Below are 12,312 nucleotides of genomic sequence, written 5' to 3' on the forward strand. Positions count from 1 at the left end.
CTCAATGAAGAATACGGGTCATTTTTAGAGTATTTACATTAGACCCCCGCGTTTTGAGCTTCAAGCGGCAAGCTAGAGCGTGTCCAGGGCGCTGACTTGTCGCTTGAGTCGTGAAGCGGGTTCAAGCGATATCCCGCAGTTCCCGCCGCAGAATCTTGCCCACCGGCGTCATTGGCAGCGACTCGCGTAGCACGATGTGCTTGGGCACCTTGTAGCCGGTGAAGTTGGCTTTGCAGTAGGCCTTGAGCTCATCGACGCTCAAGCCGCCCTCGCGCGGCACCACAAACAACTTCACCGCTTCGCCGGAACGCTCGTCCGGCACGCCGATAGCTGCACAGTTGGCGACCTTGGGGTGGCCCATCACCACGTCCTCGATCTCGTTGGGGTACACGTTGAAGCCCGAGACGATGATCATGTCCTTCTTGCGGTCGACGATGCGGGTGAAGCCGTCCGGGTCGATCACCGCGATGTCACCGGTCTTGAGCCAACCCTCTGCATCCATGGCCTGGGCCGTGGCCTCGGGCTGCTGCCAGTACCCCTTCATCACCTGCGGGCCCTTGATGCACAGCTCGCCCGGCTCGCCCAGCGGCAGCTCGTTGCCGTCGTCGTCGATCACCTTGAACGCGGTGCCCGCCACCGGGATGCCCACCGTGCCCAGGCGCGCCTGGGTGCCATAAGGGTTGGTGCTGGCCACCGGCGAGGTTTCAGTCAGGCCGTAGCCTTCGACGATGCGGCAACCCGTGAGTGCTTCCCAGCGCTCAGCGGTAGCCTTGACCAGCGCCGTGCCACCCGAGTTGGTGACCTTCAGCGCCGAGAAGTCCAGCTGGCGGAAGCCCGGGTGATCCATCAGCGCGACGAACAGCGTGTTCAGGCCCAGCAAGGCGGAGAAACGCCATTTGCCCAGCTCCTTGATGAAGCCGGGAATATCCCGAGGGTTGGTAATCAGCACGTTATGGTTGCCGGTGACCATCATGCACATGCAGTTCGCGGTAAAGGCATAGATGTGGTACAGCGGCAACGGGGCAATCATCACCTCCTGGCCGTCCTTGATCAGTTTTTGCCCGTCCGGCCCGTGCTGCGAGAAACACGCCAGCACCTGCAGCATGTTGGCCACCAGGTTGCCGTGGGTAAGCATCGCGCCCTTGGCCAGGCCAGTGGTGCCGCCGGTGTATTGCAGTACGGCGATGTCGTCCAGGCTCAGCGGCACCGGCTTGTGCGACAGCTCGCGGCCTTGGCGCAGCACCTGCTTGAACGGCACCGCCTGGGGCAACTGGTAGGCCGGCACCATCTTCTTCAGCTTGTCGACCACAGTGTTTACCAGCCAGCCCTTGGCAGTGGGCAGCAGGTCGCCCATCTTGGCCTCGATCAGGTACTCGATGCCGGTGTCGGGCAGCACCTCCTGCACGCGCTTGCCGAACATGTTCAGGTACACCAGCGCACGCGCGCCGCTGTCCTTGAACTGGTGGCGCATCTCGCGCTCGGTATACAGCGGGTTGGTGTTGACCACGATCAGGCCTGCGCGCAGGGCCCCGAACACGGCAATGGGGTACTGCAGCACGTTGGGCATCTGCACCGCGATGCGCTCCCCCGGCTTGAGGTCGGTATGCTGCTGCAACCAGGCGGCGAAGGCCGCCGAATGGCGCTCCAGCTCCGCATAGGTCAGGGTCACCCCCAAGTTGCTGAAGGCCGGGCGGTCGGCAAAGCGCTTGCAGGAGCGCTCGAACACCTCGACCACCGAGGTATAGGCATTGATGTCGATGGTGGAAGGCACGCCCGCCGGGCGCTTGTCATTCCAGAAGTCGGCTTGCATTTATTATTGTTCCTCTGCCTGGACCCGCTGGGTGTCCTTATAGTCCTTTGACCTGCTCGCGGCGAAAGCGAAAAGGCGTTGACCCGACGTTAGCAGGTAAGCCCAAGGTGGCATATACGCCAAGTGCCGCCATTAACATTGTGAATCTTATTTGTGCCCTTCCTGCAATTCGGCCGGTTGTGCATACACTGTTCGGGTACCTGCGCGCACAAGGACCCGCCATGCCTCACGACGCCTTCTGGCTGCCCGCCAGTGAGCACTGCAGCCTGTATGTACACCAATGGCTGCCGGCCACGCCGGTAAAAGCCGCGGTGTTGCTGGCCCACGGCATGGCCGAGCATGCCGGGCGCTACCAACGCTTGGGCCACGCCCTGAGCGAGGCGGGCTTTGCCCTGTTCGCCGCCGACCAACGCGGCCACGGGCGCACCGCCGAGCTCGGCAGCCTCGGCCTGTTCGCCCGCAACCATGGCTGGAATGCCGTAGTCAACGACCTTGGGTTGCTGGCCCAGCACATCGGCCAGCAGTACCCGTGCACGCCGCTGTTCCTGTTCGGCCACAGCATGGGCAGCTACATCGCCCAGGCCTACCTGCTGCACCACAGCGGCAGCTTGCATGGGGCGATTCTCAGTGGTTCCAACTACCAGCCGGCGGCGCTGTACCGCGTGGCGCGGCTAATTGCCCGGCTGGAAGCCTGGCGCCAAGGGCCGCTGGGTAAAAGTGCACTGATCGAATGGTTGTCGTTCGGGTCGTTCAACAAGGCGTTCAAACCCAACCGCACGGCGTTCGACTGGCTCAGCCGCGACCCGGCACAGGTCGACCTGTACGTCGACGACCCGTTGTGCGGCTTTCGTTGCAGCAACCAATTGTGGCTCGACCTGCTGCAAGGCTTGGCGCAAATCAGCCAGCCGAGTAACCTCGCGCAGATCGATCCGAACCTGCCACTGCTGGTGATTGGTGGGGAATGTGATCCGGTCAGTGCCGGCAAGCGTCTCACCCATCTGGCCGACGCCCTGCGCGCGACCGGCAACCGGCATGTACAACTGCGCGTCTACCCTGAAGCGCGCCATGAAGTACTCAACGAAACCAACCGTGACGAGGTCATCGCCGATATTCTCGGCTGGCTTGAACAGGCACTGGCCCTTGGCCGCTCTGTGCGCAATGAATGATAGCCACCCTCGCCTACCGCTTAAGGAAGCCACGATGTCCCAGGTCACCAACACGCCTTACGAAGCCCTCGAAGTAGGTCAGAAGGCCGAATACAAAAAGTCCGTCGAAGAACGCGACATCCAGCTGTTCGCCGCCATGTCCGGTGACCACAACCCGGTGCACCTGGATGCCGAATTCGCTGCCAAGAGCATGTTCCGCGAGCGCATCGCCCACGGCATGTTCAGCGGTGCGCTGATCAGTGCTGCAGTGGCCTGCACCCTGCCAGGCCCGGGCACCATCTACCTGGGCCAGAAAATGAGCTTCCAGAAGCCGGTGAAGATCGGCGACTCGCTGACTGTGCGCCTGGAGATTCTCGAGAAGCTGCCCAAGTTCAAGGTGCGTATCGCCACCAATGTGTACAACCAGAACGATGAGCTGGTGGTCGAGGGTGAGGCCGAAATCCTGGCGCCGCGCAAGCAGCAGACCGTCGAGCTGGTGTCGCCGCCGAATTTCGTGGCTAGCTGAAGATTGATGTAGCCAGTACCGGCCGCTTCGCGGGCAAGCCCGCTCCTACAACAATCTTTGTAAGAGCGTACTTGCCCGCAACATCACTCAATGGCCTGTAGCCGCCGCTCGATATGCCGCCGCTCCGGCGCCTGCTGGGTCAGCGCCAGTGCCTGCCGCCATGCCGCACGTGCCTGCTCCACCTGCCCCAGCTGGTAATGCAATTCGGCCCGCGCCGCATGCGCCAAGTGATAATCCAGCAACTCCCCCCGCGCCAGAATCGCTTCGACGGCCCGCAAACCAGCCGCCGGCCCATCCCGCTTCGCCAGCGCCACCGCCCGGTTAAGCTCCACCACAGCTGACGGCCAATGCCGCTGCAGCACGTCATACAACCCAACGATCTGCGCCCAGTCGGTAGCCTCGGCCGTCGCCGCTTCGGCATGCACCGCGGCAATCGCCGCCTGCACGGTATAAGCACCAAAGCCCCGGCTTTGCAGGGCCTGGCGCACCAGCTCACAGCCTTCGTCGATGCGTTGCCGGTCCCACAGGCTACGGTCCTGCTGCTCCAGCAACACCAAGTTGCCTTCGGCGTCGGTGCGCGCCCGCTGCCGAGACGCCTGCAGCAACATCAAGGCCAGCAAGCCGACCGCCTCCGGGTCGGGTAGCAGCTGCACCAGCAGCCGCGCCAGGCGAATGGCTTCATCGCTCAACGCCTGCTGTAACAGCGCCTCGCCCGACGACGCCGAATAGCCTTCGTTGAACACCAGGTAGATCACCCGCAACACGCTCTCCAGGCGCTCGGGCAGCTCGTTCAGCTCTGGAACTTGGTCAGGGATACCGGCATCGCGGATCTTGGCCTTGGCACGCACGATGCGCTGGGCAATGGTGGCCGGGCTTTGCAAAAAAGCGCGAGCGATCTGCTCGGTGGTCAGGTCGCAGACTTCGCGCAGGGTCAGCGGCACCTGGGCATCGGCCGCCAGAGCCGGGTGGCAGCAGGTGAAGATCAGCCGCAGGCGGTCGTCCGCCAACAGTTGCTCTTCGCTGGGGCCCTGTGCCTGAGCTTCGAGCAGCATGCTCAGGTCTGCCTGGGAGCGGTCGAAACGGGCACGCCGGCGCAGGGCATCAATGGCCTTGAAGCGGCCAGTGGACACCAGCCACGCCCGTGGGTTGGCGGGGATGCCGTCGCGTTGCCAGCGCTCGACGGCAATGAAGAAGGCATCGTGCATGGCCTCCTCGGCCAAATCAAAATCGCCCAGCAGGCCGATCAGCGTCGCCAGGATGCGCCGTGACTCCCGCCGGTAAACCGCCTCGACCTCGGCACGTACCTGCGCCCCTGCCGTCATCAGTCGGGCATCCGCAGGGTCACCACCTCCACCAGGCGGTCCAGGCTTTCTCCCCAGCCCTGGTGGAAGCCCATTTCTTCATGGGCAAGGCAGTCGCTGGCGCTCCAGTGCCAGGCGCGCGCGGTGTAGCGGGTTTTACCCTGCTCCTCGTCAAAACTGATCACAGCGGTCATGAAGGCCTTGTCCGAAGGTACCCAGCCTGGGCCAAAGGCATCGGTAAACACCAGCCGGTGCGGTGCGGCAATTTCCAGGAACACGCCCTGGTTCGGGTACTCGCTGCCATCCGGTGCACGCATCAAGGTACGGAACAGGCCACCGGCCCACAACTGCATTTCGCACTCCGGGGTGGTCATGCCATGCGGCCCCCACCACTGCATCAACCACTGCGGGTCGGTCCAGGCGCGGAACACTTTGGCCGGTGGCGCGTCGATCAGGCGGTTTATCGACAGTTCGTGTTGCGCTTGCGCAGGGGGTGCAAGGCTCATGCTGGTGGTTCTCCTTCGGTCAGGGTTGCAGTTCGCGCACCGGCCGCACCTCGACACTGCCAACCCGTGCGGCGGGGATGCCCTTGGCGATGTTCAGTGCCTCGTTCAGGTCGCGGGCCTCTACCAGGTAGAAGCCCGCCAGTTGCTCCTTGGTCTCGGCGAACGGGCCGTCGGTCAGGCTCATGTGCCCGTTGCGCATGCGCACCGTGGTGGCGGTCTGCACCGACTTCAGCGCCTCGGCCGCCAGCATTCGCCCAGAGCCGTGGATGGATTCGGCGTACGCCATGCATTCGGCATCTTCCGGGCTGTCGGGCAGGCTGTGCAGCAGCCCCTCGTCACAATAGACCAGGCACAGGTATTTCATGGTCGCCTCCAGGGCATTGGCAACGTGCGTTTGGCGATAACGGCTCAGGGTTTGAGATCGAACAGGGCTTTTTGGCTTGCCATGTCGAACGGCGCCGACCAGTGTTCGTGGATTACCTGCCACTGGCCACCTTGACGACGATAGCCCACGCTGGCACGCATGAAGCCGCACTGGCTTTGGTCGTCTGCCGGGCCACAGCGGTTCAGCCAGTGGGCCAGGGCCAGGTCGCCAGAGGCGTGCACGGTCAGTTCGGCCAGCTCGAAGACCATGGCGCCGGGGCACAGGCCCATGCACATTTCCCAGTGCGCGGTGTAGGTGGCCTTGCCTTTGAATTGCAGTGCCTGGATGGCGTCGAAAGCAACGATATCGTCGGCATAGGGGGCGGTGATGTTGGGGATGTCGCGGTCGCGCACGGCCTGCATCCAGCGCTCGATCAGTTGGCGGATCTCGGTTTCGGCTGCGGTGCTCATCGGGGACTCCTCCGACAGGTCATAGGTGGTTAGGCACACGGTGCTGCGTGCCTTCACCTATGGTCGAACGGGGGCCGGAGGAATCGACAGGGCTTGGTGATTTTTTCTGGTTTTTGATGGCTTGGAGGTGCAGGCCTGGGAACGCACCAGGGCTGCCGGGTGCCTGACACAACATTTTCAGCGCCTGTGAGATCGAGCGCCGCCCGCGCGGCGCTTCGCGGGGCAAGCCCGCTCCCACATCTGTTTGAACTGCGCCCCAGATGTTGGACAGTCGGCGCTAGCCTAGCTCAGCCTGAGTCCTGTAAGCCACAGGGCTCAGGCCGTTGAGTTTCATTTTGATCCGATCATGGTTGTAGTAATGGATGTATTCATCCAGTCCCGCCTTAAGCTCGGCGACATTTCCGAAGCGCTCCCGGTAGAAGTATTCCGATTTGAGCGTCCCGAAAAAGCTCTCCATCGCGGCGTTGTCCAGGCAATTGCCCTTACGTGACATGCTTTTTTGCTCAAGCCCTGCCTCTTTTAACCGCTTACAGTAATCGGGATACCGGTAGTGCCACCCTTGATCGGAGTGCAAAAGCGGGCTGCTACCGGCTGGAAGCCGATTAATCGCCGCTTCCAGCATCTCCCCTACCAGTGTGAAGCGTGGCCGGGTGTCGGTGTGGTACGCAATGATCTCGCCGTTGTACAGATCCATCACTGGAGAGAGGTACAGCTTCTCACCCGCCACTTTGAACTCGGTGACGTCTGTCACCCATTTCTGATTAGGCCGTTCGGCCTGGAAGCCGCGTTTTAGAATGTTCGGTGCCGCTTCCCCCATTAGCCCCCGATAAGACTTGTACTTCTTGGGGCGCACGGTGCTTTTGAGGTCCAGCTCAGCCATCAGACGGCGTACCTTTTTACTGTTAACCAGCTGCCCTTCGCTACGTAGCGTAGAGGTGACTCGCCGATAGCCATAGCGGCCTCGGTGCCGGTGAGTGATGTCCTGGATCGAGGCCTTGAGCGAGGCACACCGATCCCCGGCCGCAAGCACGCCAAGCTGGTAGTAGTAAGTGCTGCGCGGCAGCTCGGCAGCCTTGAGCAGCCAAGTAAGCGAGTAACGCTTACGCAGTGCCGCCACTAGCCGGGTTTTTTCCTGGCTTTCTTCAGCCGCGCCTTCTCCTCGTCTAGCTCCTCGAGCTTTTTTAGGTAGGCGTTCTCCGCTTCAAGCTGACCCAGCCTGACCAGCAACTCCGCACGGGTGAGTTCCTCAATGGGCTTGGACGCAGTTTCTACAGGCTTGCGTGGGGCTTTGGACATCGCGGTGACCAACATCTCTTTACGGGTGGACAGGGACTGACGCCCGCCACTGTAATACTGTTCTTCCCACCTGCGAACCAGCGTCGAGTTGCCGAGGTTAAAAAGCGCTGCCGTGGCGCGTAACGAGAGGTTTTCGCGCCATTTGCGATGGATAACGGAAAGTTTGAATTCGACGCTGTACTGGCCGCCTGGTTTCTCCAGGCTGGCCTCACCGTGCACGCGGTAGGCCACGACCCAGCGGCGAAGTAGGGTCGGGTCCATCTGGAACTGCGCGGCGATGTGGCGAAAGCCTCGCCCGCGATCGAGAAATGCCTGGATGGCTGACAGCTTGAACTGCTTTGGATATTTGCTCATAAAATCCCCAGAAGATGGACGGGTGTCCAACATCTGGGGCGCAGTTCAGTTTCAGGCCAGTCACTCCTGTGAGTTCACCTCTGTCCGCCTTGTTTGTTCCATTCGATATCGAGGGGGACGCCGCTGCTGCTTATCAATCTTCAGCCATGCACCAAGGCTGCAACCCACCTGGCACAGGACTCATTGGCCTGAAACAGATGTGGGAGCGGGCTTGCCCCGCGAAGCGCCGCGCGGGCGGCGCTCGATCTCACAGGCGCTGAAAATACTGTGGCAGGCACATGGCCGCCCTGACGCCATCGCCAGGCATGCCCCTCTCAATCACCCCGCCCCAGCGACAATGAATTCCCGATAACCCGACACAATCACATAAACCGCGAAATAGCAGAAAATCGCCGCCGACAGCAGGTACGACCAGGTCAGCAAGCGGTCACCCAGCAAGCGCCCGCCGTGGCTGGCAATGCCGCACAAGCTGATGCACCACACCAACCCGGCCGCGAAAAAGCCACCGAGAAACAGCCCGGCGTCGAGCAGGCTGCCACCCCCGGAACGGGAGATCAGCACGCCACCGACTGCGGCGAACCAGAGGATGGCGCTGGGCGACGACATGGCCAGGAAAATGCCACGCAAGAATTCGCGCCAACCCGGCTCCACCACGACCTCGCTCCGTGCCTCCATATGCCCGCCACGCCACGCAGCCAGCAGCATTTTCACCGCGAACCACACCAGCAGCACCGAACCACCCAGCCACAGCGCCCAGCGCACGCTTTCGAACTGCAGCAGCACGGTCATCCCGGCCAGTGCAGCGATGGCATACAACAGGTCGCCCACGCAGGTACCCAGGCCCAGCCAGAAGCCCTGCAGAAAACCACGCTGCATGGCCAGGGTGATCATGGCGATATTGGCGATGCCGATATCCAGGCACAGGGACAGGCTGAGAAGGAAACCGTTGGAGAAAGGCATTGAAGGCTCGACTGCGGTTCAAGAGGGCGGCGTAGAGCCTGCCATGAGTGCGCAGCGGATGGGAAGTGCGGCGGATTCAGGCCATTGCCGCTATGCAATAGCCTGTAGGAGCGGGCTTGCCCGCGAACCCGCCACCGCCGTGGCTGGCACCGACTGCGCCGGTGTTCGCGGCTAAAGCCGCTCCTACAGGGGTTTGAATGAGCTTCAAGCGTTTGCGCAAGTGGGCTCAACCCTGCTGGCAACCTTCACCCATGGCCCGGTACTGGATGGTGTGCACCTGGCCCTGATGGTCCTCGTAGGTCATGGTCGCAGGCACCACTTCGCAGACGTTGGGGATGGTCGACAGGTGGATCACCCGCTTGATGTCCAAGTTCATGGAGTAGTCGTACTGCTGGGCCACAGGCTCGTTGGAGACAGGTTTGGCCTCATCGGCAAGGGCGAACGAGGACATACCGACCAATGCAAGAATCAGTAATGGTTTCATGTGGGTTTGCCTTTTGAGCATTCAAGCTGATCGATTGACTTCTAATGCCGTAACCGGCGCGGAGAAGTTGCCATCGACGCTGAAGATGGCACGAAGTACCGATCCCGCTTCGTACTGCCAGGGGGGACGCTTAAAAGTCTACTCCCGCTGGCTAATAGTTGAACCCCGAACTCGGACATTCACCCTTGTCGGATATGCAACAATCTGCGACAAATTGACCGCAAAACATCGGCCCAGAGCCTCTCGACGCCTTGCAGTGGAGCACGCGCCATTTCTGAAAAATTGTATTGTTCAAAACTCTCGCACACAGAACGCCGGCTACTGGATCACTTTTACCGCCAGCACGGTTCGCGAATGCGTGCCGCAGGCGATGCTGAGCTGTGGGTGGCGCGGGGCCCAGGCATCATTGCGGGCTTGAGCCTGAGCGCAGTGGGCGAGGGCTTCTGGCTGACCGGGCTGTTGGTCGACCCGCAGCGGCGCGGCCAGGGTGTGGCCGGGCAGTTGATCGAGGCGGCGCTGGCACAGGCTGGCGGGCCCACTTGGCTGTTCTGCCACCCGGACCTCGTGCCCTTCTACCAACGCCAGGGCTTCGACATGGCCGGGCGACTGCCGGAAGCCCTGGCGGGCCGCCTGCAGCGCTACCAGCGCAGCAAACGCTTGGTAGCGCTGCAGCGGGGTCAGTCGTCGCTGACGTCGAGCCCGGGGAATAGCACCTCGGTATAGCCGAACCTGGCAAAGTCCTGAATGCGCGACGGGTACAGCCGGCCGATCAAATGGTCGCACTCATGCTGCACCACCCGTGCGTGGAAGCCGTCGGCAAAGCGGTTGATCGGGTTGCCCTGAGGGTCGATGCCTTGGTAACAGATATGCTTGAAGCGTGGCACCACGCCGCGCAGGCCGGGCACCGACAGGCAACCTTCCCAGCCGTCCTCGAGCTCGGTGGACGTGGGCGTGATCACTGGGTTGAGCAGGATGGTCTGCGGCACCGCCTCGGCATCGGGGTAACGCTCGCTACGCTCGAAGCCGAAAATAACCAGTTGCAGGTCGACACCGATCTGCGGCGCGGCCAGGCCCACGCCACCGACGTGCTGCATGGTTTCGAACATGTCGTCGATCAGCTGCTGCAGTTCGGCACTGCCGAGCATGTGTTCAGGCACCGGTGGGGCGCAGCGCAGCAGGCGCTCGTCGCCCATTTTGAGAATGTCACGGATCATCGGGGGTTCGGCTCGGAAGGTTGAGGCTCGCTCGGTATCGGGTGTTCATGGCCTAGCACGGTAATGGTTTCGTGAGGCTTGTGCTCACCGACATCCTTTTCGCCAGGGTTCTTGCCTTCGCTGGACATATGCTCGATCACCGCGTTCATTTCCGCACCCAACAGCAACACCGCAGCGGAAATATAGAAATACAGCAACAGCACGATGATTGCACCAATGCTGCCGTACATGGCGTTGTAGTCGGCAAATGTCTTCACATAGTAGGCAAAGCCCAGCGAGGCGACGATCCACACCACCACCGCCAGCACCGAACCTGGGGTAATGAAGCGAAACTGCTGCTTCACGTCGGGCATCACGTAGTAGATCAGCGCCACTGCCACCATCATCAGGATGATGATCGCTGGCCAGCGCAGGATGGTCCACACCGTGACGATGAACTCCTGCATGCCGACCTGGGCGGCAATCCACTCCATCACCTGCGGCCCCAGCACCATCAGCGCTGCGGCCACCAGCAACATGCCGGCCAAGCCAATGGTGTAAAAAATAGACAGCGGAAAGCGCTTCCACACCGGGCGGCCTTCGGGCACGTCATAGGCAGCGTTCATCGCGCTCATCATCAGCCGCACGCCGGCCGAGGCCGTCCACAGGGCAATCACGATACCGACCGACAGCAGCCCGCCTTTGGATTGCTGCAACTGGTCGATCACTGGGTTCACCTGCTCCAGCGCCTGGGGCGGTAGCACCAGCTCGGATTGCAGGCGCAGCCAGGAAAAGAAATCCGGCAGGTGCAGGAAACCGATCAGGGCGATCAGAAACAGCAGGAAAGGGAACAGCGAGAACAGCGCTTGATACGCCAGCGCAGAGGCATAGGTAGACATCTCGTCATCAAGGAATTCCTTGACGGTGCGTACCAGCACGCGGTGCAGGGGCAGGCCGCGCAGGTCGGGGAAAATCATAGCGTCTCCTTTCGCCGCTTGATCGATACAACAGACAAGTTTAATAGACCCTGCCGGCGCTGTACTGCTCCCAGCCATGCAGCAAGAATTTACTTACGCCCGTTCCGGCTTCTTCCCAAGCAAGCTCGCCCTTATGGCATGGGCTTGCCCGCGAAGAAGCCGGTACTGGCTAGCTCACATCAAGGCTTTTTAACCGCGTCCTTCACATCGCCCTTGATCTGCTGCCCCTCGCCTTTCAGCTCCTGCGCCTTGCCCTCGGCCCGCAGCTTGTCGTTGTCGGTCACCTTGCCAACGCCCTGCTTGATGTTACCGATCGCTTCGTTGGCCAGCCCCTTCGCTTTGTCTTTAGTACCGCTCATGGCAAAACTCCTGCAATGGGAGACACGTGGACCGTGTCGACAGTCGGTGGACCAACCGCCCTCGCCAGGAGTTTCAACGGATTTTTCGCCCATAAGCCGAGCGGCAGAATTGCGTGCGAACCTTGCCCCGCTACCCGCCACCCCTCACAATGCAGGCCTTCATAGCGTCAACCCGCAGGAACCTGCATGAAACTCGACAAACCCGCCGCCATCGCCCGGCGCAACCAAGCATTGGCCCGCCCGGTGCTGACCAGCAGCAATACGCTGTTCGCCATCCTGGACAACAAACGCAACCTGTGGTGGTTCGAAGTGCCGGTGGCGCTGCTGGGCAAGGGCCAGGCCGACTGGGTCAACTTGTTGCTGCACACGCCAGAAAGCGATGAACTGCAGCACCTGAAGGTGCCCACCAACTTCCTCAAGGCTCACCTGGAGCAGATGGAAGTGCGCAAGCCTGGCAAGCGCCGTTCGACCATCAGCCTGGCCCTCAGCGCCGACCGCGACTCGCTGCTGCGCGACACCCGCCCGGGTGGCGAACAGCTGGACTTCCGTACCTTCGTACAGGCCTGA

At 61.8% G+C, this 12,312-nt stretch carries 15 protein-coding genes; 4 read left to right on the forward strand and 11 right to left on the reverse strand.

All coding sequences use genetic code 11. The features are described from left to right. Nucleotides 1-121: 121 nt before the first annotated feature. Nucleotides 122-1,810 (reverse strand): long-chain-fatty-acid--CoA ligase FadD2, encoded by a 1,689-nt coding sequence (gene fadD2 / locus DV532_RS18300; RefSeq protein WP_056804858.1) that lies wholly within the window; start codon nucleotides 1,808-1,810, stop codon nucleotides 122-124. Between the two features lie 221 nt (nucleotides 1,811-2,031). Between fadD2 and DV532_RS18305 the strand changes: the two genes are divergently transcribed. Together DV532_RS18305 and DV532_RS18310 are read left to right on the forward strand one after the other, a co-directional pair. Continuing rightward, nucleotides 2,032-2,976 carry an alpha/beta hydrolase gene (locus tag DV532_RS18305; protein ID WP_056804855.1) on the forward strand — a complete coding sequence of 315 codons (945 nt, stop codon included), beginning with the start codon at nucleotides 2,032-2,034 and terminating at the stop codon, nucleotides 2,974-2,976. Nucleotides 2,977-3,010: 34 nt separating this feature from the next. After that, complete coding sequence (locus DV532_RS18310) at nucleotides 3,011-3,481, forward strand: MaoC family dehydratase (RefSeq protein ID WP_056804852.1); 471 nt, start codon at nucleotides 3,011-3,013, stop codon at nucleotides 3,479-3,481. A gap of 83 nt (nucleotides 3,482-3,564) precedes the next feature. Here the strand turns inward: DV532_RS18310 and DV532_RS18315 are convergent, their stop codons facing one another. The 7 genes from DV532_RS18315 to DV532_RS18350 form a co-directional block, all read right to left on the reverse strand. Next, the gene (locus tag DV532_RS18315; RefSeq protein ID WP_056804849.1) at nucleotides 3,565-4,803 is read right to left on the reverse strand and encodes an RNA polymerase sigma factor; all 1,239 of its coding nucleotides are present in this window, start codon (nucleotides 4,801-4,803) and stop codon (nucleotides 3,565-3,567) included. Beyond that, nucleotides 4,803-5,288 carry an SRPBCC family protein gene (locus tag DV532_RS18320; RefSeq protein WP_056804846.1) on the reverse strand — a complete coding sequence of 162 codons (486 nt, stop codon included), beginning with the start codon at nucleotides 5,286-5,288 and terminating at the stop codon, nucleotides 4,803-4,805. The genes DV532_RS18315 and DV532_RS18320 overlap by 1 nt, the downstream gene beginning before the upstream one ends. Before the next feature lie 19 nt (nucleotides 5,289-5,307). Beyond that, a complete protein-coding gene (locus DV532_RS18325) occupies nucleotides 5,308-5,652 on the reverse strand; it encodes a YciI family protein (protein ID WP_056804843.1) in 345 nt (114 codons plus the stop codon). Nucleotides 5,653-5,696: 44 nt separating this feature from the next. Beyond that, nucleotides 5,697-6,122, reverse strand: coding sequence for a nuclear transport factor 2 family protein (locus tag DV532_RS18330; protein ID WP_056804840.1), 426 nt, complete (start codon nucleotides 6,120-6,122; stop codon nucleotides 5,697-5,699). A 277-nt stretch (nucleotides 6,123-6,399) separates the two neighbouring features. Further along, nucleotides 6,400-7,772, reverse strand: a protein-coding gene (locus tag DV532_RS18335; RefSeq protein ID WP_372339974.1) for an IS3 family transposase whose coding sequence is annotated in 2 segments (ribosomal slippage) — nucleotides 6,400-7,307 and nucleotides 7,307-7,772 — 1,374 coding nt in all. Because the reading frame shifts where the segments join, the coding sequence is not laid out codon by codon here. 318 nt (nucleotides 7,773-8,090) lie between these two features. Beyond that, nucleotides 8,091-8,732: a LysE family translocator gene (locus DV532_RS18340; RefSeq protein ID WP_056804835.1), complete on the reverse strand. Its 642-nt coding sequence runs from the start codon at nucleotides 8,730-8,732 to the stop codon at nucleotides 8,091-8,093. Between the two features lie 226 nt (nucleotides 8,733-8,958). Beyond that, on the reverse strand, nucleotides 8,959-9,216 hold the full coding sequence (locus DV532_RS18350; RefSeq protein ID WP_056804833.1) for a DUF2790 domain-containing protein: 258 nt from the start codon (nucleotides 9,214-9,216) through the stop codon (nucleotides 8,959-8,961). A 354-nt stretch (nucleotides 9,217-9,570) separates the two neighbouring features. Here DV532_RS18350 and DV532_RS18355 point away from each other — a divergent pair, with 354 nt between their 5' ends. Continuing rightward, nucleotides 9,571-9,939, forward strand: a complete 369-nt coding sequence (locus tag DV532_RS18355) for a GNAT family N-acetyltransferase (protein ID WP_056804830.1) — start codon at nucleotides 9,571-9,573, stop codon at nucleotides 9,937-9,939. On the opposite strand, the gene def is transcribed toward DV532_RS18355, so the two are convergent. The 3 genes from def to DV532_RS18370 all read right to left on the reverse strand — a co-directional run bounded on the left by def (nucleotide 9,894) and on the right by DV532_RS18370 (nucleotide 11,745). Next, nucleotides 9,894-10,430, reverse strand: a complete 537-nt coding sequence (gene def, locus DV532_RS18360; RefSeq protein WP_056804827.1) for a peptide deformylase — start codon at nucleotides 10,428-10,430, stop codon at nucleotides 9,894-9,896. The two genes, DV532_RS18355 and def, sit on opposite strands and share 46 nt — an antisense overlap. Further along, nucleotides 10,427-11,386: a YihY/virulence factor BrkB family protein gene (locus tag DV532_RS18365; protein ID WP_056804824.1), complete on the reverse strand. Its 960-nt coding sequence runs from the start codon at nucleotides 11,384-11,386 to the stop codon at nucleotides 10,427-10,429. The genes def and DV532_RS18365 overlap by 4 nt, the downstream gene beginning before the upstream one ends. Nucleotides 11,387-11,565: 179 nt before the next feature. Beyond that, nucleotides 11,566-11,745 (reverse strand): CsbD family protein, encoded by a 180-nt coding sequence (locus tag DV532_RS18370; protein WP_056804821.1) that lies wholly within the window; start codon nucleotides 11,743-11,745, stop codon nucleotides 11,566-11,568. A gap of 186 nt (nucleotides 11,746-11,931) precedes the next feature. On the opposite strand from DV532_RS18370, the gene DV532_RS18375 reads away from it, so the two are divergent. Next, nucleotides 11,932-12,312 carry a hypothetical protein gene (locus tag DV532_RS18375; protein ID WP_056804818.1) on the forward strand — a complete coding sequence of 127 codons (381 nt, stop codon included), beginning with the start codon at nucleotides 11,932-11,934 and terminating at the stop codon, nucleotides 12,310-12,312.

The organism is Pseudomonas sp. Leaf58 (assembly GCF_003627215.1).
Taxonomy (GTDB): Bacteria; Pseudomonadota; Gammaproteobacteria; order Pseudomonadales; family Pseudomonadaceae; genus Aquipseudomonas.